The organism is Prochlorococcus marinus str. GP2 (assembly GCF_000759885.1).
Classification (GTDB): domain Bacteria; phylum Cyanobacteriota; class Cyanobacteriia; order PCC-6307; family Cyanobiaceae; genus Prochlorococcus_A; species Prochlorococcus_A marinus_J.
On record NZ_JNAH01000008.1, the window covers coordinates 167,902 to 188,107 of the forward strand.

Annotated in this window: 26 protein-coding genes; 10 read left to right on the forward strand and 16 right to left on the reverse strand. The window is 31.9% G+C overall.

From position 1 onward, the window contains the following. The first annotated feature begins 26 nt into the window (after positions 1–26). Positions 27–431: an ATP synthase F1 subunit epsilon gene (gene atpC / locus EU91_RS01500; RefSeq protein ID WP_032524981.1), complete on the forward strand. Its 405-nt coding sequence runs from the start codon at positions 27–29 to the stop codon at positions 429–431. 3 nt (positions 432–434) lie between these two features. Here the strand turns inward: atpC and EU91_RS01495 are convergent, their stop codons facing one another. The 3 genes from EU91_RS01495 to EU91_RS01490 form a co-directional block, all read right to left on the reverse strand. Beyond that, a complete protein-coding gene (locus EU91_RS01495) occupies positions 435–911 on the reverse strand; it encodes a 30S ribosomal protein PSRP-3 (RefSeq protein WP_032524982.1) in 477 nt (158 codons plus the stop codon). Between the two features lie 109 nt (positions 912–1,020). Further along, positions 1,021–1,179 (reverse strand): hypothetical protein, encoded by a 159-nt coding sequence (locus EU91_RS09555; protein ID WP_193741645.1) that lies wholly within the window; start codon positions 1,177–1,179, stop codon positions 1,021–1,023. A 53-nt stretch (positions 1,180–1,232) separates the two neighbouring features. Next, on the reverse strand, positions 1,233–2,558 hold the full coding sequence (locus EU91_RS01490) for an aminopeptidase P N-terminal domain-containing protein (RefSeq protein WP_032524983.1): 1,326 nt from the start codon (positions 2,556–2,558) through the stop codon (positions 1,233–1,235). A 74-nt stretch (positions 2,559–2,632) separates the two neighbouring features. Between EU91_RS01490 and EU91_RS01485 the strand changes: the two genes are divergently transcribed. The 4 genes from EU91_RS01485 to EU91_RS01470 are packed head-to-tail and all read left to right on the forward strand — an operon-like array spanning position 2,633 to position 7,136. Continuing rightward, entirely contained in the window at positions 2,633–3,610 is a 978-nt protein-coding gene (locus tag EU91_RS01485) for a CNNM domain-containing protein (protein ID WP_032524984.1), read from the forward strand. Between the two features lie 3 nt (positions 3,611–3,613). Beyond that, positions 3,614–4,855 (forward strand): GTP-binding protein, encoded by a 1,242-nt coding sequence (locus EU91_RS01480; RefSeq protein ID WP_032524985.1) that lies wholly within the window; start codon positions 3,614–3,616, stop codon positions 4,853–4,855. Positions 4,856–4,863: 8 nt separating this feature from the next. After that, positions 4,864–5,442, forward strand: a complete 579-nt coding sequence (locus EU91_RS01475) for a nicotinate-nucleotide adenylyltransferase (RefSeq protein WP_032524986.1) — start codon at positions 4,864–4,866, stop codon at positions 5,440–5,442. Then, positions 5,439–7,136 carry an NAD+ synthase gene (locus EU91_RS01470; RefSeq protein ID WP_032524987.1) on the forward strand — a complete coding sequence of 566 codons (1,698 nt, stop codon included), beginning with the start codon at positions 5,439–5,441 and terminating at the stop codon, positions 7,134–7,136. The genes EU91_RS01475 and EU91_RS01470 overlap by 4 nt, the downstream gene beginning before the upstream one ends. On the opposite strand, the gene EU91_RS01465 is transcribed toward EU91_RS01470, so the two are convergent. The 11 genes from EU91_RS01465 to EU91_RS01415 form a co-directional block, all read right to left on the reverse strand. Next, positions 7,133–8,191 (reverse strand): DUF3326 domain-containing protein, encoded by a 1,059-nt coding sequence (locus EU91_RS01465; protein WP_032524988.1) that lies wholly within the window; start codon positions 8,189–8,191, stop codon positions 7,133–7,135. The genes EU91_RS01470 and EU91_RS01465 overlap by 4 nt on opposite strands. Positions 8,192–8,218: 27 nt before the next feature. Beyond that, the gene (locus EU91_RS01460; RefSeq protein ID WP_032524989.1) at positions 8,219–8,410 is read right to left on the reverse strand and encodes a hypothetical protein; all 192 of its coding nucleotides are present in this window, start codon (positions 8,408–8,410) and stop codon (positions 8,219–8,221) included. Beyond that, on the reverse strand, positions 8,407–8,733 hold the full coding sequence (locus tag EU91_RS01455; RefSeq protein WP_032524990.1) for a 2Fe-2S iron-sulfur cluster-binding protein: 327 nt from the start codon (positions 8,731–8,733) through the stop codon (positions 8,407–8,409). The genes EU91_RS01460 and EU91_RS01455 overlap by 4 nt, the downstream gene beginning before the upstream one ends. Positions 8,734–8,749: 16 nt before the next feature. Then, complete coding sequence (locus tag EU91_RS01450) at positions 8,750–9,700, reverse strand: F0F1 ATP synthase subunit gamma (RefSeq protein ID WP_025894977.1); 951 nt, start codon at positions 9,698–9,700, stop codon at positions 8,750–8,752. Between the two features lie 18 nt (positions 9,701–9,718). Beyond that, the gene (gene atpA, locus EU91_RS01445; RefSeq protein ID WP_011863563.1) at positions 9,719–11,236 is read right to left on the reverse strand and encodes a F0F1 ATP synthase subunit alpha; all 1,518 of its coding nucleotides are present in this window, start codon (positions 11,234–11,236) and stop codon (positions 9,719–9,721) included. A 30-nt stretch (positions 11,237–11,266) separates the two neighbouring features. After that, positions 11,267–11,809, reverse strand: a complete 543-nt coding sequence (gene atpH, locus EU91_RS01440; RefSeq protein WP_032524991.1) for an ATP synthase F1 subunit delta — start codon at positions 11,807–11,809, stop codon at positions 11,267–11,269. Further along, entirely contained in the window at positions 11,809–12,321 is a 513-nt protein-coding gene (locus EU91_RS01435; protein WP_025882323.1) for a F0F1 ATP synthase subunit B, read from the reverse strand. The genes atpH and EU91_RS01435 overlap by 1 nt, the downstream gene beginning before the upstream one ends. Continuing rightward, positions 12,318–12,779: a F0F1 ATP synthase subunit B' gene (locus tag EU91_RS01430; RefSeq protein WP_032524992.1), complete on the reverse strand. Its 462-nt coding sequence runs from the start codon at positions 12,777–12,779 to the stop codon at positions 12,318–12,320. The genes EU91_RS01435 and EU91_RS01430 overlap by 4 nt, the downstream gene beginning before the upstream one ends. Before the next feature lie 68 nt (positions 12,780–12,847). Then, positions 12,848–13,093, reverse strand: coding sequence for an ATP synthase F0 subunit C (gene atpE, locus EU91_RS01425; RefSeq protein WP_002805169.1), 246 nt, complete (start codon positions 13,091–13,093; stop codon positions 12,848–12,850). A 162-nt stretch (positions 13,094–13,255) separates the two neighbouring features. Continuing rightward, positions 13,256–13,981, reverse strand: a complete 726-nt coding sequence (gene atpB, locus EU91_RS01420) for a F0F1 ATP synthase subunit A (protein ID WP_032524993.1) — start codon at positions 13,979–13,981, stop codon at positions 13,256–13,258. A 44-nt stretch (positions 13,982–14,025) separates the two neighbouring features. Next, on the reverse strand, positions 14,026–14,502 hold the full coding sequence (locus tag EU91_RS01415) for an ATP synthase (protein ID WP_032524994.1): 477 nt from the start codon (positions 14,500–14,502) through the stop codon (positions 14,026–14,028). A 276-nt stretch (positions 14,503–14,778) separates the two neighbouring features. Between EU91_RS01415 and EU91_RS01410 the strand changes: the two genes are divergently transcribed. From EU91_RS01410 to EU91_RS01400, 3 genes are all read left to right on the forward strand, one after another. Beyond that, positions 14,779–16,011, forward strand: a complete 1,233-nt coding sequence (locus EU91_RS01410; protein ID WP_032524995.1) for an FtsW/RodA/SpoVE family cell cycle protein — start codon at positions 14,779–14,781, stop codon at positions 16,009–16,011. An 82-nt stretch (positions 16,012–16,093) separates the two neighbouring features. After that, positions 16,094–16,750, forward strand: a complete 657-nt coding sequence (locus EU91_RS01405) for a cytochrome c biogenesis CcdA family protein (protein ID WP_032524996.1) — start codon at positions 16,094–16,096, stop codon at positions 16,748–16,750. Then, the gene (locus EU91_RS01400) at positions 16,751–18,037 is read left to right on the forward strand and encodes a cytochrome c biogenesis protein ResB (RefSeq protein WP_032524997.1); all 1,287 of its coding nucleotides are present in this window, start codon (positions 16,751–16,753) and stop codon (positions 18,035–18,037) included. It abuts the gene before it with no gap. On the opposite strand, the gene queF is transcribed toward EU91_RS01400, so the two are convergent. After that, positions 18,034–18,444: a preQ(1) synthase gene (queF, locus tag EU91_RS01395; protein ID WP_032524998.1), complete on the reverse strand. Its 411-nt coding sequence runs from the start codon at positions 18,442–18,444 to the stop codon at positions 18,034–18,036. The genes EU91_RS01400 and queF overlap by 4 nt on opposite strands. A gap of 178 nt (positions 18,445–18,622) precedes the next feature. Here queF and EU91_RS01390 point away from each other — a divergent pair, with 178 nt between their 5' ends. Together EU91_RS01390 and EU91_RS01385 are read left to right on the forward strand one after the other, a co-directional pair. Further along, positions 18,623–18,868, forward strand: coding sequence for a hypothetical protein (locus EU91_RS01390; protein ID WP_032524999.1), 246 nt, complete (start codon positions 18,623–18,625; stop codon positions 18,866–18,868). A gap of 24 nt (positions 18,869–18,892) precedes the next feature. After that, on the forward strand, positions 18,893–19,231 hold the full coding sequence (locus EU91_RS01385) for a P-II family nitrogen regulator (RefSeq protein ID WP_011377098.1): 339 nt from the start codon (positions 18,893–18,895) through the stop codon (positions 19,229–19,231). A gap of 1 nt (position 19,232) precedes the next feature. Here the strand turns inward: EU91_RS01385 and EU91_RS01380 are convergent, their stop codons facing one another. Next, positions 19,233–20,045 carry a TlyA family RNA methyltransferase gene (locus EU91_RS01380; protein ID WP_032525000.1) on the reverse strand — a complete coding sequence of 271 codons (813 nt, stop codon included), beginning with the start codon at positions 20,043–20,045 and terminating at the stop codon, positions 19,233–19,235. Between the last annotated feature and the right edge of the window lie 161 nt (positions 20,046–20,206).

The following is a 20,206-nucleotide window of genomic DNA, read 5'->3' on the forward strand; positions in this document are numbered from 1 at the left end:
ATTTAATCCTCAAAAATTTTAAATTAATGTCAATTTCTCTAAAGGTTTTAGCTCCAAACAAAAATGTTTATCAAGGCGAAGCTGAAGAAGTAATCCTACCCAGCACAACAGGTCAACTTGGTGTACTTCCAGGACATATCTCTTTAGTTACTGCCATAGATATTGGCGTTTTAAGGTTAAGAATGAATTCTCAGTGGAAATCGATAGCATTAATGGGTGGCTTCGCTGAAATTGAATCAGATGAAGTAATAGTATTAGTAAACAATGCTGAAATTGGTTCTGAGATAAATGTTCAAAATGCCGAACAAGATCTCAAAGAAGCAAGATTAGCAATTAGTAAATTCTCTGATAATGAAAAAAATCCAGAGAAAATTAAAGCTTTGAAAGAGATTTCAAAGGCAGAGGCTAGAATTCAGGCTGCTAAAAACTAATTTTTAAGCGGTACCACAAAAAGTTACTTCTGGAAACTTTAACTTCGCTTCCTCTAATTTTTTTGTTTTCCCCTCCTCTTGCCAATAATTAATTACTTCTGTCGCTTTATTTAATATTTCAACTCTTTCATTATCTGTAATCCAACCTTTATTTTCTAGTTCGCTTTTTAATTTTTCCCAAGCATCATCTCTTGGCCAAAAATAATACGCAGTTAAAGGGCTTGGGCCTCCACCGACTATTTGATCAACAGCTAAAGCAACATTATCAGGTAACCATAATACTTTAATAATGAACCTCCCTTCATCAGGCTTGGGAGTGTAACCAGTAGGTACTCCATCTTCATCAATTGTTGCGGCTGCTAAAACAGCTGACGCACCCATCATTCCTGAATTTATAGAAGAACTTTTAGATTTAGAGTAATCACTGTTTTTTTCCTTTTCTTCTGATGAATTTTGATTTAACTTATCTGATGAGGTCATTCAATTATTTATGTTCAATAAATAATTTATCAGTTTATGGTCACTTTTTGATTAAATTATTCAAAAATAATTGATTTTAGTTATTGATATTTTTAAGATGTATTGTATTTTATCTATCGTGAGAAACTTTATAAAAATCATAAATTGTAGCCTCCAATGAATCCCAAAGATCTTTGGGGATATCATTTTCTTCTGCAAACATTCCAAGCTGACTAGCCAACCCTCTTGCTTTAGAAAGTTTCGAATCGTATGACTCTGAATTATTCATTTTTATACTTTAAACTTTATAAAAATAAATCTTATAAATAGATAAGTCAAATTTTAAAACTCTATGTCAGAAATTTCTTTAAGTGCAGCAATACTTAAAACTTCTGGTTTTTTATCTTTTACAAGAACATCATCTTCAATTCTAATACCAATGCCTTTCCATTTTTCATCAATATAAGGTTGTCCCTTAGGGACTGGAATCCTATCACTGATGTATATGCCAGGCTCTACTGTAAGAATCATCCCATTCTGAAGCGGGACTTCATAGTCTCCCATTCTATATGCTCCAACATCATGAACATCTAAGCCGAGCCAATGTCCAGTTCTGTGCATGTAGAGATGTTGATATAGTTTATTCTCAATTATCTCCTCAGTACTACCGGACAATAAGCCAATTTCTTTTAATCCTTCTACAAGACTTTTTAGAGCAACATTATGCACATTACTAGAATTTGATCCAGTTACTGCTTCTTTAATTGCGTTTTTTTGTGCAGTTAAAACAATTTCATAGATAACTTTTTGCTCTTTCGAAAATTTGCCACCTATTGGAATAGTTCGTGTTATGTCACCATTGTAATAATCACTTAATGAGCAGCCAGCATCTACCAATAATAAATCTCCCTTATTTAAGGGGGAGTTATTTGAAGTGTAATGCAAGATACATGCATTATCTCCTGAAGCAACAATAGAATTATAAGCAGGTCCTCTAGCGCCTTTTTCTAAAAAGAATCCTTCTATAAGACCCTGAATTTGTCTTTCATTTTTTTTAGATGAAATAGACTCCCTGACTAGTTCATGAGCTTCCGCTGAAATTTGTATAGCCTCCCTCATTCTCTTAATTTCAAATTCACTTTTAATTAATCTCATCTCATTTAAATAAATTTCAGGAGATTTTATAGAATTTGCACCAATTCCTAATCTTGAGCGATTTTCAAGTTGTTTTGAAAATACCTCCAATACTATTTTCTCAATTAATGGATTCTTACCAATTGAAAAAACAAGTTCATCAGTTCCATTTATATATCCCGGAAGTAAATCTCTTAATTCATTTATAGAGTGAGCCTTATCGGCCTTAAACTCTTTTTCAGCACCATCTAAACCCCATCTAAAACCATTCCATACTTCGGTAATAATATCTTTAGGTGCAACAAACAAAATAAACCTCTCTCCTTTTGGCTTATGCGATAAAAAAAGAGCGATCGCATCAGGCTCATCAAAACCAGTTAAATACCAAAAATTACTATCTTGTCTAAAAGGATATTCACAATCAGCATGATGCTTTACAAGGTTAGCTCCAGGGATAATAGCAGCTTTTCCGTCTAATTTATCTAGAAAAATTTCTCTTCTTTCTTCAAAAACTTTATTGTGAGGTTTAAACATAAATTGTGTATTGGCGTGTTTAAAAAAAAAATGGAAGAATGAGTTTAAACAGATTTAATGCTTAATTTATTTTAATGGAACCAAGTGTTTACGGTTTAATTATACTTATATTTATCATTTTAATTGGGTCAGCATGTTGTTCGGGAGCTGAAGCGGCTTTTTTAGCTGTAAATTCAATTAGGATTCTAGAAATAGCTTCAAAACAAAAACCTAAAAGTTCTGCAAATCAACTCCTCAAATTAAGGAAACATCTTGGAAGGACATTAACTGTAATTACAATAACTAATAATGGATTTAATATAATTGGAAGCCTAATTTTAGGAGTATACGGTGCATTAGTAATTAATAGTAGTTATGGCTTAACTCTTTTTTCAATTGTTTTTTATATTCTTGTTGTGTTAATAGGAGAAGTTCTCCCTAAAGCTCTAGGTACAAGATTTTCATTGCAAATAGCACTACTATCAGTACCAATCCTGAGAATATTAAATACCTTAATGAGACCATTTTTAATATTAATTGAGAAAATATTTCCAGTCATAACTGCAGAAAATGAAATCTCAACTGATGAAGAAGAAATTAGACAAATGGCAAAAATTGGAAGTCAGAAAGGTTTAATAGAAGCTGATGAGGCAGCAATGATATTTAAAGTTTTTCAATTAAATGATTTAAAAGCTAAAGATTTAATGATCCCAAGGGTATCAGCACCTTGTCTTGATGGGTCTTCAAATCTTGATGAAATTTCAAAACTTATAATGTTAGATAACTCCCCTTGGTGGGTTATTTTGGGAGATAAAGTTGACAAAATACAAGGGGTAGTGAAACGTGAGAATATGCTGGCAAAATTAATTAATGGGGAAAATAAAAAATTATTATCAGAAATTTGCGAACCAGTGGACTACATTCCAGAAATGATAAAGGCAGACCAATTATTAACAAGATTTGACAAGAATCACAAAGGAGTGAAAGTAGTAGTAGATGAATTTGGAGGATTCGTGGGAATTATTGGTGCAGAGGTTGTCTTATCTGTGTTAGCTGGTTGGTGGAAAAAATAAGTTATGAAACAATTGAAAATTAATAAATATTATTTTCTTTTAAAAAATTGGTGGGAGACCATGGATCTTACCAACTACGAAAAAAGAACTCTAAATAGAGAAATAATTTCATTTAATCAACAAATTTATAGGCTGAAAGAAAAGAAAATAAGAATTGGAGCATATGGTAAATCAGGGGTAGGCAAATCTTCTGTTTTAAATTCTCTATTTAATAAGAACATGTTCAAAACAAATATTATCAACGGGTCTACAAGAGAAATACAAGCTGAGGAATACACACTAAAAGATCAAACGCTTAAAAGTATAGAATTACTTGATTCTCCAGGTTTTGATTTTTGCAACATTAAATCCCCTGAAAAAATCTATTCTCGTATAAATCACTCAGATCTTATTTTATTTGTAGTTGCAGGTGATATAAATAGAAACGAAATAAGCGAAATCAGCGCCTTCATTAAAGATGGGAAAAAAATTATTATAGTTCTAAACAAAATCGATCTTTTGAAAAAAGAAGATTTAAAAGAAATAATTGAAAATATAAAGCTCAAGCTACCAAAAGATTTAAATATACCGATAATTATTAATAATGAAAATAATATCAGAAACTATCTAGCAAATATAGTTAGTCAATATGGAGAGATATTATTAATTCTAAATTCTCTCCAATTGGCGGATAAATTGTTCCTAAAGATAAAAGAAGAAAGATTAAAAAAAAGGCAGAAATTAGCTCAATCAACTATTGGAAAATTTTCGACTATAAAGGCATCGACAGTAGCTCTTAATCCTCTTATTTTATTCGATATTGCTGGAAGTTTTGCATTAGATACAGCATTAATCAATGAATTAAGTAAGATTTATGGCTTAAATTTGAAGGGAGAATCTACAAGAAAAATTTTCAAAAATATATCTATTAATAATTTATTTTTAGGAGTTTCTCAAGTTGGTATTAATACATCTTTTAACCTCATTAAGAAAGTATTTTTATTAACAGCACCTTTTACTAATGGGATATCTTTATTACCATACGTACCTATTGCAATTATTCAAGCAGCAATCGCAATCCACTCTACGAAAATACTTGGTAAATTAGCAGCGAAAGAGATATTTATAAGAAGCAAATTTTCTCATATGGACCCTTTTATATTGATCCAAAATATAACTTTTAAAGAGCCAGACATTTTTAACCACATTAATATTTATTTATCAAAAAGAAATTTAAATAATAATTTTGTGAGTTTTCTGCCTTAAAACTTAAAATGGAAAAAAGTATTGCTTTATTTGGTACTAGTGCAGATCCGCCCACCATTGGTCATAAAAAAATACTCGAGGAATTGTCCAAAATTTATGATTCTACTGTTAGTTATGTAAGCAACAATCCCAACAAAAAGCATATAGAAGACCTCTCAATTCGTAGTCACCTATTAGAAACATTGATTAAAGATTTAGATAATCCCAAAATTGAATTTAATCAAAAAGTGAGTAGCCAGTGGGCATTAGAATCTATAAAATATTGCAAAAAAATTTATGAACTTAATAACTTAGATTTTGTTATTGGAAGTGATTTAATCAAAGATATTTGCCATTGGAATAATTTTGATAAAATTGTTAAAGAAGTTAGTTTTTTAGTAATTTTAAGAAAAGGATATCCTGTTGAATCAACTACTCTTAAAATGTTAGAAACTTATAAAGTGAAATTTAAGATTTCAACCATACAAATTCCAAACATTTCAAGTTCTAAGCTCAGATCAAATTTAAATTATTCTAATTTACCAACTTCATTAATAGATATTGTTAAAAAGAATAATTTATATGAATCCACTAAATTAGTTGAATGAAGTTTTTACTTGCTCAAATTAATCCAGTTGTTGGTGATTTAGAGGGTAATGCAAAAAGAATTCTTTGTACTGCTTCTAAAGCTAGCTCAACTTCTGCTGATTTAGTTCTTACTCCAGAATTATCACTATGGGGATATCCAGCAAATGACCTACTTCTAAAAAAAAATTTAATCAAAAATCAATATCAAATTCTTGACCAATTAGCCTTAGATATTAATAAAAAATATGGAAGCTTGAGTATCACAGTAGGGATAGCTGAGATAATAAATGATTCTTTTTTCCCAAATCTTTATAATTCTATTGCATTGCTTGAGCGCGGTGAGTGGAAAATAATTGCTCGTAAAATTATCCTTCCCACCTATGAAGTATTTGATGAGAAAAGATACTTTAGATCAGAAGAAAAAGTTTCCGTATTAACAAAAGAAATTAATAATAAAACTTGGCGAATTGGCTTTACTATATGTGAGGATTTATGGGTCAACAAAAATATAGAGGGTAGAGGAATTCATAAAAAGAATCCTATTTTTGATTTAAAGAAAAAAAAAGTTGATATCTTAGTAAACTTATCGGCCTCCCCATATACCTTTAAAAAGTTAGAACTAAGATCAAAAGTTTCGAGTTTTGCTGCTCAATATCTTCAAGTACCGCTGATATATGTAAACCAGATCGGAGCAAATGATAATTTAATTTTTGATGGGAATAGTTTTATTCTTGATAAGAATGGATCAAAAATTAAGCAATTAAAATCTTTTTCAGAAGACCTCTCCAGTTGGGATATTGAGCAAACAAAACCTCAAAAATATAAATTTAAAAATTCTGAGATTTCATCAATTTTTGATGCATTAGTCCTTGGTGTTAGGGATTATGCTCAAAAATGCGGTTTTAAAACAGCTTTAATTGGACTAAGTGGTGGCATTGATTCAGCACTAGTGTCAGCAATTGCGACAGCTGCTCTTGGCAGTAATAATATTTATTGCGTCTCAATGCCCTCTAGGTGGAGCTCATCTCATTCAAAGAGTGATGCAAAAGATTTAGCAAGAAGATTAAAAATAAATTTCAATAGCATCCCAATTGAAAACTTGATGAGCTCTTTTGAAGAATCTTTTATAAATACCATATCTTTCGAGATGGCTGAAATAACAAATCAAAATATTCAATCAAGAATCAGAGGAACGCTTCTAATGGCATTAGCAAATCAAGAAAAGCATTTATTACTTTCAACAGGAAATAAATCAGAGCTAGCTGTAGGATATTGCACACTTTATGGTGATATGAATGGGGGATTATCGGTAATTGGGGATTTATATAAAACTAATGTTTTTAAATTATGCAATTGGCTTGATAGTGAAGATTCAATTAATCATAGAAAGTCATATATGTTAGATACTAATGTAGATATAATTGGAGAAAATATACGTACAAAAGCTCCAAGTGCCGAATTAGGTCCTGATCAATTAGATACTGATTCTCTCCCACCTTATTCTATTTTAGATAGTATTCTTAAAGGAATTATTGAAGAGAAAAAAGATTTACAACAACTAGAAGAAGATGGTTATAAAAAAGATTTAATTTTAAAAATTATCTCACTCATAAAAAAAGCGGAATTTAAAAGAAAGCAGGCTCCTCCAATCCTAAAACTAAGCAGCCAATCATTAGGAAGTGACTGGAGAGTTCCCATAGCAATATCTTATTAATCATTATTAGAAATTTTTTGAATTTTTTTTAAAGGACGTTTTACTGAATCAAGGTTGATACCTTCTTTGATAGCAAGAATTATGCCTGCAGCTTCTAGATAATTATCCACTTCAAAAAGATTGGGATATTCATAAAACTCATTTGTCACTTTTAATGTATTTTTATTTTGTACAGATATGATATTTAAACCTTTTTCAATCCCTGCTAGCACTGCTTCTCCTCCTAATGCACCATTTGGTACAACAATAGATTCAATCTGATCAGGGTGTAGTGAGATTGATTCATTTTTAGAAGGCAATTCAACAATGTCAGGTGCATTGCTTAAGCCAATCAGTACTGATGGTAAAAAGGTGTATCCTATTTCTTCTGCAGCTGCACGAGGATCTAAATTTTCATTCAATTCAATTGGATTTAAAGCAGGTGCGTGAGCACAGGGAACTTTTAAAAATTTGCTTATTAAATGGCTTATAACTGCTTCGACTCCAGCGATAGGATCAACCCCTTTCCCCTCGCGATAGATATTTGTTTCTAAAGGATCTAGATCATCTGGAAATTTTGCAACAATTGCTATTGCTGTAACTCCTCTTTCTATTAAAAATTTTCCAGCATCAATTAAAGTATCAGGATTTTCAATAGTGCCACCACTGATTTTTGAAGAATCAGAATCAATAACTATGTTTAATGGCTTTTTTGTAATCACATAAGAATGAACATTAATCCCTAAAGTAGAAACACATGCATCAGCAACTTGTAAATGTCTTAACAAAATTTCTTTTTCAATGGCTGAATCAAAAATTATCCCAATTTTCTGTTGCTTTACCCTTTTTAAAGCTATTTCTCCTTTAGCAAGTCGATCTAAACTATAACCCTCAACATAAAAAATATTTTTATCTTTTTCAGAAAGAGTACCGCCATTCATAACATTTGGATGAGTAATTAAACATCCACTTGCCGATGCTAATAATTTAGCGGTTGGAAGTGCATCGCCAGCAAAACCTCCTACTTCACAACCAATACCAGTTGGAACAATAAATATTGTTGGTGAATTTTCCATTATTAAAAATACTTCAATTTATATTTTTTAAATAGCTAAGATAGCTTTAATTTTAAGTTTTTTTGTTCCAAAAGAGTCAATAGAATTTTGAATATCAACAATTGACCATCGAATTAAATCACCTTTTTTCTCTAAATTTGCAATTATAAATTTCCTCAAATTTTTTAATTTTATTGAAACTGGCCAATCTAAATAATAATCAACTGAACTTAATTTCATTTTTGATATTTACCAAATTGATCATTATATAAATCATCTTCGACTTCTTTACCAATAACAATATTCAAATCTGACTTAGGATATGCCACACATAAGAGTGCAAAGCCCTTTTCCCTTAAATCATCATTTAATCCCATCGCATCTTCTTGATCTACAGATCCTTCCAGTATCATAGATGCACAATCTGTACAAACTCCTGAACAACAACTACTTGGTAAATCTATTCCATTAATTTTTGCCGCTGAAATAATATCTTGATCATCAGAACATAAAAAACTAAAAGTCTTTTGCTCAAATTGAACTTTGATATTGTATTCAGGCATATCCTAAATCTATTTGCTAGACTGCTGAACCTCCTACAACTTCTAATATTTCTTGAGTAATAGCTGCTTGTCTTGCTTTGTTATAGGTTAGATTCAAAGTACTTGCTAATTCTTTAGCATTATCACTCGCATTATTCATAGCAGTCATCCTGCAAGCGAGTTCTGAAGCTGCCGACTCTTGAAGAGCTCTTAGTACCTGATTCTGTAAATATAGTGGTAATAACGAATCTAATAGTTGATCTGGACTTTGTTCAAAAACAATATCTGATGGTAATTTCTCTGAATCACTTTTTTCAATATTTGATTTTTCAACAAGTAACTTACTATCTTTTGTAGTCAACCTAAAAATTTCATCGTTTTCCTCAGCAATTCCTTGTGGGTCAAGTGGCAATAGTGTTTGAACGACAGGCGCACAGCTAACTAGAGTAATGAATTTCGTGTAAATAATTTCCACCCTATCAGAATTTTCTGAAAGAAATTCAGCTAAAATCTCATTTGTAACTCCTTCTGAGTCCTTGACTGTGGGTACCTGTTCTAGTTCTTTGAAAGTACTTTTAATTACATATCTATCCTTTCTATTTTGAAAATATCCAATAGCTTTCTTCCCTACCAAAATTAAATTTGGCTGATAACCTTGTTTGACTAATTCTGCATATCTTATTTCTACCTTTTTAATAATATTTGTGTTGTAACCACCGCATAAACCTCTATCTGCAGTTATACAAACCAAGGTGATACTCTTTACTTCTCTCTTAGATAATAGAGGAGAGTCGACAGCCTCAAATTGTACTCTAGATTGAATATTTTCTAAGACTCGTGCAAGTTTATCTGCAAAAGGTCTACTTTTAAGAACTTGATCTTGAGCTCTCCTAACTTTTGCAGCTGCAACAAGTCTCATAGCCTCCGTTATTTTTCTTGTATTTTTAACGGAAACGATTCGATCTCTAATCTCTTTAAGATTTGCCATGGTATCTCCTAAATAACTTTAAACTGTGGCAAGCATTGATGATTTAACTTCATTTATCACCTCTTTTAGTGTCGCTTCTAATCCATCATTTAATTTCTTTTCTTTAAGAATTTCTTCTATAAATTCTGCCTTATTTAACTTCAGGTATTCCCTAAGTTCAGTTGCAAATTTAGTAACATCTTCAACTGGAACCTCATCAATAAGGCCTTTAACTCCTGCATAAACAACTGCAACTTGTTCTGCAAGGTTCAGTGGAGAGAATTGAGGCTGCTTTAATAACTCTCTAAGTCTTTTGCCTCGTTCAAGTTGTTGCTGAGTTGCTTCATCAAGATCAGATGCAAATTGGGAAAAAGCAGCTAGTTCATCAAACTGTGCGAGTTCTAATTTTAAAGTTCCAGCAATTTTTTTAATTGCTTTTGTCTGAGCTGCTCCTCCAACGCGGCTAACAGAAATACCAACATTAATAGCTGGTCTTAATCCTGAGTTAAATAAATCTGCACTTAAGAAAATTTGTCCATCTGTAATTGAAATAACATTAGTTGGGATGTAAGCCGAAACGTCCCCTGCCTGAGTTTCAATAATTGGAAGAGCTGTCATAGACCCCCCTCCCATAGCATCAGAAAGTTTTGCTGCTCTTTCTAACAATCTACTATGTAAGTAGAAAACATCTCCTGGGTAAGCCTCTCTTCCTGGTGGTCTTTTTAAAAGAAGAGACATTTGTCTATAAGCCTGAGCTTGTTTTGTTAGATCATCGTATATAACAAGTGTTGCTTTCCCCTGGTACATAAAATGTTCAGCAATTGCTGCACCGGTATAAGGTGCTAAGTACTGTAAAGCCGCTGGTTCTGAAGCTCCTGCACTTACTACGACTGTATAATCTAAAGCTCCTCTCTCTCTTAAGACCTCTACGATGTTTGCTACTGATGCTGACTTCTGACCAATAGCTACGTAAACACAAACTACATCTTGACCTTTTTGGTTGATTATTGTGTCGATAGCAATCGCAGATTTTCCAGTTTGTCTATCACCAATAATTAATTCTCTTTGACCTCTTCCAACAGGAATCATTGCATCAATAGATGTGATTCCTGTTTGCATTGGTTCATGCACTGATCTTCTCTTGATTATTCCAGGAGCCATTTCTTCAATCAATCTAGTATCACTTGTTGGAATTTCCCCTTTCCCATCTATTGGTTGTCCGAGAGGATTAACAACTCTCCCCTGCATTGCTTCACCAACTGGAACAGATGCGATCTTACCTGTGGACTTAACGTTACTTCCTTCTTGGACACCAAGTGCCTCTCCCATTAAAACAGCTCCAACATTATCATCTTCAAGATTTAAAGCTATACCTTCGGTGCCATCCTCAAATTCTAATAACTCACCTGCCATGACCTGATCTAAGCCATATATTCTTGCAATGCCATCACCGATTTGCAGAACAGTTCCTACATTGCTAACACTTACAGATTGGTCATAATCAGTTATTTGTTGTTTTAAGATTGAACTGATTTCATCAGGGCGTATAGATACCATGGATTTAAGAATTTAAGGTTGATTTAAAAGTTACTTGGAAAGAGATAAGCCAAGTTTTCTGATTTGTGAAGCAAGAGAAGCATCAATTACTTTTGATCCTACACTGGCAACGAAACCACCAATAATAGATGGGTCAATTTTAGTTACAAGTTCTAATTTTTCTGTTCCAGCAATATTGATGATCTTTTTGGTAATTAAACCTTTCTGTTCATCAGTAAGCTCGACTGCAGAAGTAACAGTTGCCAATGCAATATTACTATTTTCTCGGTAAATCTCTAAAAACCTATCAAGAATTGAAGTAAGGATTGCAATTCTTTGCCTATCGGCCAATAATTTTAAGAAATTCAATAAAGAAGAATTAACCTTATTTGAAAAAATTTCAACAATGATTTTCTTCTTAGCATCTGTTTCTAAAATAGGAGAGGATAATGCCTTCTCCAATTCAGGGGAATCATTTATTAATTCCAAGAGTTGTTTAACCTCAGAAACCATCTCATCAGTTTGCGAATTTTCATTCACAACTTGAAGTAATGCCTCTGCGTATGGTGTAGTAACTGAATTTAAAAGTGGCATTAGTTCACCTCAATATTATTAATTGATTGAGTTACCAAATTTTCTTGTGTTGTTTTATCAAGTCGATTTGGGAGAGAATCTAAAGCTTTTTTAATTGCCAGTTCAACAGCTTCTTTTCGAAGTTGAGAAATTGCTCTGGATGCTTCAGAGCTCTCATCAGAGATTGCACTTTGTTTAATTCGTGCCATCTCTTCTATCGCTTTTTTCTCACTTTCCATTCTGATTGATTCAGATCTTTTAAGGGAATCTGCTTTTATTTGAGAAGCTTTTTCTTCTGCTGAAGATAAATCTTTCTTCGCCTTTTCTAAAGCTTGAGTTGCATTTAGGAGTCGATCTTCAGCATCTTTTAATTCAAGAAGGATTCCTTCTCTCCTTTTTTGAAGCATTTTACCTAGAAAACCAGGCAAAAATTTATAAAGACCGAAAACTACTACAGCCCAATTAAGGATATTAGTTTCGAATAAATTGAAGTTCAATCCAAAACCTTCTGTAGCTAAAAGAGTTAAATTCATTTTTCGAGAATCAATCTATTAACAATAAGTTCGCTTAGATCATCAGCCTGTTTAAAAAGTTGATCACGAGCAGCAGACGTCTGACTTTCAATTTCTAGTCTTGCTTTTTCTTTTGAAGCATTTGCTTCATTGTTGGCAAGTTCTAGCGCTTCTTTATAGAGCTTGTCAGACTCATTCTCAGCTTCGCTAACAATTCTTTGGGCTTCTGTACGAGCACTTTGAAGCTGGGTTAATAAATCAGCTTCTAATTTTTTAACCTCAGTAAGTTTATTTTTGGCCTCAATAATATTATTACTTACAAACTTTTCTCTTTTTTCTACGACATTGCCAACAGGCTTAAAAAAAAGAGAATTTAATATGTAAGTAAGCGCAACTACTTGTATCGCCATTAGTGGCAAAGTGGCATTTATGTCAAATAATCCACCTTCTGTAGCACCAAAAAAATTAAAGGCCAACATATGATTCAGTTGAAGTTAAAAAATTAAATTTAAATATTGCTAATAAGGATTAGAAGCAATATTAACTTTTAGGAAAAAGGATTCGCAAAAAGTAGTACCAAAGCCACAACTAATCCGTAAATTGTTAATGACTCCATGAAAGCGAAAGATAAAAGAAGAGTTCCTCTGATTTTACCTTCAGCTTCTGGTTGACGGGCAATACCCTCAACAGCACCTTGAGCTGCGTTACCTTGTCCAAGACCTGGGCCAATAGCACCTAGACCAACTGCTAAACCAGCAGCTACAACTGATGCAGCGGAAGTAATCGAATCCATAATTTTGAAATAAAGAGCTTAATACTTGTGATAATCTTTGTTGTCATACACGCTTGGACATCCTTTTTTAAGAATGGGCCTGATTTTTTCAGACCTACGCGATTAGATATTTTGCCAGATTACAGACCCTTTGTAAAAGCGTCCGAATGTATTAGAAGACAGCTAATGATGTTCTTCAACAGCTTCTCCTATGTAGTAGGCAGCTAAAGTTGCGAAAATCAATGCCTGAATTGCACTAGTAAATAATCCTAGGAACATAACTGGAATTGGTAGAATTAGCGGAACTAAAAATACTAGAACACCAACTACAAGTTCATCAGCCAAAATATTTCCAAATAGCCTGAAAGAGAGTGATAAAGGTTTAGTAAAATCCTCTAGAATTTTAAAAGGAAGCATAATCGGAGTTGGATGAACGTAGTATTCGAAGTATCTCCAACCCTTATTGCTTAAACCAGCATAGAAATAAGAAAGTGAAACCAATAAAGCCAAGGCTATTGTTGTATTTATATCTGCAGTAGGTGCTCCCAACTCGCCACTTGGTAACTTAATCAATCTCCAAGGAATTAAAGCTCCTCCCCAATTACTAACAAATACAAATAAAAATAAAGTTCCTATAAATGGCATCCAATCTCTGTAAACTTTTTCACCTATTTGAGTCCTAGCAAGATCTCTTATGTAATCCCAGAGAAACTCAAGCAAGTTTTGAAGGCCTTTAGGATCATTTTCCATTTTTTTAGTTCCTAAAGAAATAAAAACTAGTAACGCTCCTAATAAAATCCAAGATGTCAAAAATACCTGCCCATGAAGTCTGATATTTCCAATTTTCCAATAAAGATGTTGACCAACTTCTAATGCTGCAAAATTTGTTAGCAAGGAATTAAAGAACATTTGATTTGAATGAAAGATTAGTAATTTTTTGGGTAAAAACTTACTTAGGAACGTGAAAAATAAAGAATGAGTGAAGGTTTATAAATAAAAAACCCTATCATTGCAGGAAAAATATCTAAAGATCCTAGCTTGCTAGCAAAAATAAAGAGGCAAACTGGAACTAATAGTTGCAATTTTGATACACCTGATGATTCTTTACCTAGTTTTCCTACACTTTTAGCAAGCAAACGTAAGTAAAAAATACCGGCAATTGCACCTATAAAAATACTAAAACCAAAAGTAAATCCGATAAAAATTCCAGTTATTGATGCTAATAGAATAGAAACAATAAAAGTAATTCCAAAAATTGTTAATTGCAATTTTGTGTATTCATCGTTTTGAGAAAGCAAATTATCTATTTGATTGGCAATGCCAGATTTACTTTCTTTAATGATCGAATTATCCAAGGATTGAGGAAATTGAACATTCTTATTCGAAGGATGCTCAAGTTTTTTTCTATTTGAGTCCACGAATGTGAACATAGTTTAGAACACCCCTCTTAATGGATTGAAGTAAGTATATAAACTCACGGAATCTATCACGTAGAGGTACCTTTTAGCTAGTTTTTTTCTATAAAAAATTAATTCTTAAGATTTATTATGAATACATAGACCATTTTTTAATTTATTCGATAAAAAAATAGATTTTATGAAAATTAATCTTTTTAATTGATTTACACTTCAAAACGTTGATAAAAGACTTGGCAAAATCTTAATTAAACGTCTCAATAGGACAGATAGACGTATACGGCTAAACAATTGGAAATAAGTCAAGAAAAAATAAAATATAAAAGAATTTCTAGAAAAAAAACCCTATTTTTTGATGACAAAGAGAATCGAAGCAATTTTTTTGAATCTATATTTCCCTTACCTTGGACGATATGGCCTTATGAAGCAAAGATCCTCCTTGTGCTCATTGGACTTTGGTCAATATTAGGAATATGCATTCTGGGTTCATCAAGTTGGTGGGTAGCAAGCAGGGAAATGGGAAATTGGGCTTACTTCTTAAAAAAACAAATTATTTGGACAATTCCAGGAATTAGCTTATTTTATTACGTTCTAAATACGAACATTAAAAATCTTTTAAAGTTCTCAAGAATTATTTTTTATATTTTGTTCTTTTTGATTTTCCTTACAAATATTACAGGAATTACAGTTAATGGATCTTCGAGATGGCTAGTGCTAGGCAATTTACGTATGCAGCCATCTGAATTAATTAAACCTTTTCTAATTTTAGAAGCCTCTAACCTTTTCGCTCATTGGAATCTGATAAAGAGTGAAAAAAAATTAATTTCAATAATCTCTTTTGGTTTATTAATTTTATTAATACTAAAACAGCCTAATTTAAGTACTGCATCACTAACTGGAATTCTTTTTTGGGTAATGGGTTTATGTGGAGGTGTAAAGCTAAGTTCTCTTACCTCATTTGCTTCAATAGGATTAATTACTGGATGTATTAGCATCCTTAATAACGAATATCAAAAACTGAGAGTTACTTCCTTTATTAATCCTTGGAAAGATGAACAGGGAAGTGGATTTCAATTAGTACAGAGTTTATTAGCTATTGGTTCAGGTGGTCTATTTGGCCAAGGGTTTGGGCTGTCGGTACAAAAATTACAGTACCTGCCTTTTATGTACACAGATTTTATTTTTGCCATCTTTGCGGAAGAATTTGGTTTGTTGGGGTGTACTTTATTTTTAGGATTTTTAGTAGTTTTCTCATATATAACTCTTAGAATTAGTTTTAAGTGCAGGAATAACTATACAAAATTAGTTGCCATAGGATGTGGTGTATTGTTGGTAGGTCAATCAATTATGCACATTGCTGTAGCGACAGGTTCAATGCCTACTACAGGCTTACCACTGCCTTTTATTAGTTATGGTGGCAATTCATTAATCGCATCTTTCTTTATTGCAGGGATGTTACTGAGATGTTCATTAGAATCAACAGGATTCATTGGTATGATTAGTACACGAAAGACTCTTAATTAGTTAGAATTTAAGAGATTTATTTCAAACTATCGAAACATTTAATTTAGTTATTTCAGAATTATCTCAAAAAGGTAATCTGCTTATGCAGAATGGTCTTAATAATCCTGGCCCATCTACTATATTTTTGGTTTTCAGCGCAGGACTTTTAACGAGTCTTGGACCATGTTCATTATCATTACTTCCAGTTACAATTGCTTATATAGGAGGAACAGAGAAAAATAAATTTAAACTTGTAAGTTTTTCAGGGGGAGTTGTTTTTTCACTTGTTGCACTTGGGGCTGTTAGTGGATTATTAGGTAAAATATATGGTCAAATTCCATCCTATTACACTTCTATTGTTGCCTTGATAGCAATAATCATGGGTTTAAATTTACTAGGAATTATAAAGTTCCAGTTCCCAAATGTACCTGATTTAAAAATAATTGAGGATAAAATACCATCATTTATTGCGCCATTTGCGATAGGGACTACTTTTGGACTAGCATCTTCGCCTTGCATTACTCCAGTTTTAGCAACTCTTCTGGCATGGGTATCGCAAGCAAAAAACCCAACGATCTCTATCATTTTTTTATTTTTCTTCGGAATAGGCCAGGTAACTCCATTAATCGTTGCAGGTTCAACCACAGAAAACTTAAAAAAATTTTTAGAGATTAGAAAATTTAGTCAATTAATACCTACTATTAGCGGGATATTTTTAGTTTCCCTAGGATTATTAAATTTATTTTCAAATTGGTTTTAAATGACTATTGTTAAAAATTTAATTTTCAAAATAGCAAGTTTAAGATTTGCAATATCACTCATAATCTTCATAGCCATCTCAAGTGGCATAGGAACTTTTATTCCTCAAGGCAGCAATAAAAATTTTTACATTGATATTTTCGATGATGCTCCTATTTTTGGATTTTTAAATGGAGAAAAAGTTTTAAAACTTCAATTGGATCATATATATACAAGTTTTTGGTTTTTATTTGCATTAATTCTTCTTTGCATTTCTCTGGCAGCTTGTAGTTTCAGGAGGCAAATCCCTTCCTTAAAAGCTTCATTAAAATGGATTGAATATAACAGCGAAAAAAAATTCAGCAAACTGCAATTAACTTCGAGTCATCAAATCAATGAAAATCAAGACCACATATCAAAAGCTGATTTATTACTTAAAAAAAGAGGATGGGAAACATACAAATTTAAGAGTCATATTTCTGCAAGAAGGGGTTTAATTGGCAAAATCGGTCCTTTAGTTGTTCACGTTGGATTAATAGTCTTACTTATAGGTTCAGCATATGGAAGTTTTACAAGTCAATCAAAAGAACAATATTTGTTGCCTGGAGAAAGCTTGGATCTTATCAATGAAAGCACAAACTCAAAAGCCAATGTGAAATTAGTTGATTTTTCTATAGAACGAGAAAGTGATGGTTTACCCAAGCAATTTATTTCAAAACTCGATTTTTCTTCCGAAGATTTAAAATTAAATGAAATAAAAACTGCTAAAGTTAATCACCCAATAAGGTTTAAAGGATTAACTATTTATCAAGCTGATTGGGCAATATCGAATGTTGTTTTAGAAATTGATAATATCCTTTATCAATTACAGTTAAAAGAGATTCCTGAAATCGGAAATCAGGTTTGGGGAGTTTTGGTTGAATTAGGATCAGAGACAAGAAAAAATTTCCTTTTAACAATAGATAATGAAAATGGTCCACTTAAAATTTCCAATACAGAAAATTTTTCCGGGAAAAATCTCTATATTAATGACAATCCTTTAGAAGTTAATTCTTCAAAAGTATCTCTGAAAAAAATAATCCCAAGCAGTGGATTAATAATTAAAAATGATCCGTCTATACCGTTTATTTACTTTTCTTTTATCTTAATAATTTTTGGAACAATAATAAGTCTTATACCAACAAACCAATTATGGATTCTTGTCAATAAGGAATCACAAAAGCTTTTCATTGGAGGTCTTAGCAATAAAAATCTAGTTGGTTTTAAAAGAGAATTTTTTAAATTATCAGAAGAAATAAAAAATTTTTAATTTTTTTTCTGTCCGCTAAAAATATCTAACTGCATAGAAACATTTCCTCTAGGATTAAACTCAGCATTTAAATGTATCCAGTGAGGCGAGCCCGCATGCACTAAATCATCCATAATTCTATTAACAACTTCCTCATGTGATATCTTTATATCTCTAAAGTTATTTATATAAAGCTTTAATGACTTCAACTCATAGACTTTCAAATTAGGTTGATAAATAATATTTAGCTTTGCAAAATCTGGATAACCAGAAAATGGGCACTTACATGTAAATTCTGGTAACTGGATAGAAATTTCATAAATTCTTTTCTTATTTGGATTCTCGAAACAAATTATTTTTGATTCTTCAATAATTCTTTCACCATAAAGTGGTCTTTGCGTCGAATCATCTAATTTAGCTGTACTCATTTTTAGTAGAACTTATTTACTAAAACTATATAAAAAGATCGAAATCTGCAAAAATCTCAACAAGCTTAAGTATTACAATTGAATAAGTCAAAAGCTGTTAAATCTTATTTTTGTATCAACAGCAACATTCACGGTGTCGGTTGAAAGGGTTATATGTGTTTAGTTTAATGAAAAATTAATGGACATTTGTTTGATAACTATCGATAACCACCAAAATAAATCTCTTCAACCAAAAACAGCAATTGGAATGTTATGGCTTCAAACACACTTTGAGAATGATAAGTGGGAAGCCTTGTCAAATAGTACAGTAATAATTTCTGAAGAAAATTCCCAATTATTAATTGAAGACGCCACTAATGCAGGCCTAAATATTAAATGTCTTTCTGATATTTCAATGTTGGATGTTTTCCCAAAAAACAATTAAAATAGGAATATTCAATCTTTAATTATGAAGAAAATTGAAGCAATCATACGTCCATTTAAGTTGGAGGATGTAAAAATTGCATTAGTAAACTCTGGTATTGTTGGAATGACAGTTAGTGAAGTCAGAGGTTTTGGAAGGCAAAAAGGACAAGTTGAAAGATATAGAGGTTCCGAATTTACTGTTGAATTCCTTCAAAAACTCAAAGTAGAAGTCGTTGTAGAAGATGAAAAAGTTAATTCAGTCATAGATGCGATTGCTGAAGCAGCAAAAACAGGTGAGATCGGTGACGGGAAAATTTTCATCACATCAATTGATTCCGTTGTGAGAATTAGAACTGGTGACAAAGATGAAGAAGCTCTTTAATTCAAAGAGTTTCTTTTACTAAATTTTGTATATATTCACTATTAATACCTCTATTTGATTGACTTCCTAAGGTCATCCAAGCTAGATATTCATGATTTCCAGCAGGACCTACTAGTGGAGAAGCTATCAAATTCTTTATATTCCATTCGAAATTCTTAGCACTATTAATAACAGACTCTATAGCCTCAGTATGGAATTTAGGATTGCGAACCACGCCTCCTTTACTGACTTTATCTTTTCCCACCTCAAATTGGGGTTTAATTAAAAATATTCCCTCAATACAATCACCCTCTAATAAATTACCAATAGATTTAAAAACTAACTTTAATGAAATAAAAGACAAATCAGCAACCACAAAATTTGGTAATCCATTACTTCTAGATAAAAGATCATTAGGTTTTAAATTTCGAATATTAGTTCGTTCAAAAAGTATGACTTTTGGGTTATTTCTAATCTTCCATGCAGTCTGTCCATAACCAACATCAATCCCATAAACTAACTTTGCACCTTGTTGCAATAAACAATCAGTAAATCCCCCAGTAGAGATTCCTGCGTCAATACATATTTTATCTTTTACTTTAATTTCAAATCTTTTAAATGCCTCCAATAATTTTTCGCCTCCCCTTGAAACAAACATAGGTTCGGAATCAATAAAAAATTCTGATCCAATTAATACTTGTTGACCTGGTTTATCCAATACTTTTCCATTGACATCTCTAACCTTGCCCGCAAGAATTAAACCTTGGGCTTTTTGACGAGTTTCACATAAACCTTTATTTAGAAGATAAAGGTCTAATCTACTTTTTTTAATCATCTATTCATCAATAAAAAAAACTTAATAATGAACTTCTACAAGATTAAGATGCAAATTCTTTAAATACCTTTTAATTTTAAATTAGAACTTAAAAATTACCCATAATTAACGAAGGGAATAAGTACAAAATTTTAATATAAAAACTTTCGTTATTAGCCAGA

Coding starts and splice junctions, on each gene's coding strand:
- atpC (WP_032524981.1), top strand. CDS start 27: ATGTCAATTTCTCTAAAGGTTTTAGCTCCAAACAAAAATGTTTATCAA.
- EU91_RS01495 (WP_032524982.1), bottom strand. CDS start 911: ATGACCTCATCAGATAAGTTAAATCAAAATTCATCAGAAGAAAAGGAA.
- EU91_RS09555 (WP_193741645.1), bottom strand. CDS start 1,179: ATGAATAATTCAGAGTCATACGATTCGAAACTTTCTAAAGCAAGAGGG.
- EU91_RS01490 (WP_032524983.1), bottom strand. CDS start 2,558: ATGTTTAAACCTCACAATAAAGTTTTTGAAGAAAGAAGAGAAATTTTT.
- EU91_RS01485 (WP_032524984.1), top strand. CDS start 2,633: ATGGAACCAAGTGTTTACGGTTTAATTATACTTATATTTATCATTTTA.
- EU91_RS01480 (WP_032524985.1), top strand. CDS start 3,614: ATGAAACAATTGAAAATTAATAAATATTATTTTCTTTTAAAAAATTGG.
- EU91_RS01475 (WP_032524986.1), top strand. CDS start 4,864: ATGGAAAAAAGTATTGCTTTATTTGGTACTAGTGCAGATCCGCCCACC.
- EU91_RS01470 (WP_032524987.1), top strand. CDS start 5,439: ATGAAGTTTTTACTTGCTCAAATTAATCCAGTTGTTGGTGATTTAGAG.
- EU91_RS01465 (WP_032524988.1), bottom strand. CDS start 8,191: ATGGAAAATTCACCAACAATATTTATTGTTCCAACTGGTATTGGTTGT.
- EU91_RS01460 (WP_032524989.1), bottom strand. CDS start 8,410: ATGAAATTAAGTTCAGTTGATTATTATTTAGATTGGCCAGTTTCAATA.
- EU91_RS01455 (WP_032524990.1), bottom strand. CDS start 8,733: ATGCCTGAATACAATATCAAAGTTCAATTTGAGCAAAAGACTTTTAGT.
- EU91_RS01450 (WP_025894977.1), bottom strand. CDS start 9,700: ATGGCAAATCTTAAAGAGATTAGAGATCGAATCGTTTCCGTTAAAAAT.
- atpA (WP_011863563.1), bottom strand. CDS start 11,236: ATGGTATCTATACGCCCTGATGAAATCAGTTCAATCTTAAAACAACAA.
- atpH (WP_032524991.1), bottom strand. CDS start 11,809: ATGCCACTTTTAAATTCAGTTACTACACCATACGCAGAGGCATTACTT.
- EU91_RS01435 (WP_025882323.1), bottom strand. CDS start 12,321: ATGAATTTAACTCTTTTAGCTACAGAAGGTTTTGGATTGAACTTCAAT.
- EU91_RS01430 (WP_032524992.1), bottom strand. CDS start 12,779: ATGTTGGCCTTTAATTTTTTTGGTGCTACAGAAGGTGGATTATTTGAC.
- atpE (WP_002805169.1), bottom strand. CDS start 13,093: ATGGATTCGATTACTTCCGCTGCATCAGTTGTAGCTGCTGGTTTAGCA.
- atpB (WP_032524993.1), bottom strand. CDS start 13,981: ATGTTCTTTAATTCCTTGCTAACAAATTTTGCAGCATTAGAAGTTGGT.
- EU91_RS01415 (WP_032524994.1), bottom strand. CDS start 14,502: ATGTTCACATTCGTGGACTCAAATAGAAAAAAACTTGAGCATCCTTCG.
- EU91_RS01405 (WP_032524996.1), top strand. CDS start 16,094: ATGCAGAATGGTCTTAATAATCCTGGCCCATCTACTATATTTTTGGTT.
- EU91_RS01400 (WP_032524997.1), top strand. CDS start 16,751: ATGACTATTGTTAAAAATTTAATTTTCAAAATAGCAAGTTTAAGATTT.
- queF (WP_032524998.1), bottom strand. CDS start 18,444: ATGAGTACAGCTAAATTAGATGATTCGACGCAAAGACCACTTTATGGT.
- EU91_RS01390 (WP_032524999.1), top strand. CDS start 18,623: ATGGACATTTGTTTGATAACTATCGATAACCACCAAAATAAATCTCTT.
- EU91_RS01385 (WP_011377098.1), top strand. CDS start 18,893: ATGAAGAAAATTGAAGCAATCATACGTCCATTTAAGTTGGAGGATGTA.
- EU91_RS01380 (WP_032525000.1), bottom strand. CDS start 20,045: ATGATTAAAAAAAGTAGATTAGACCTTTATCTTCTAAATAAAGGTTTA.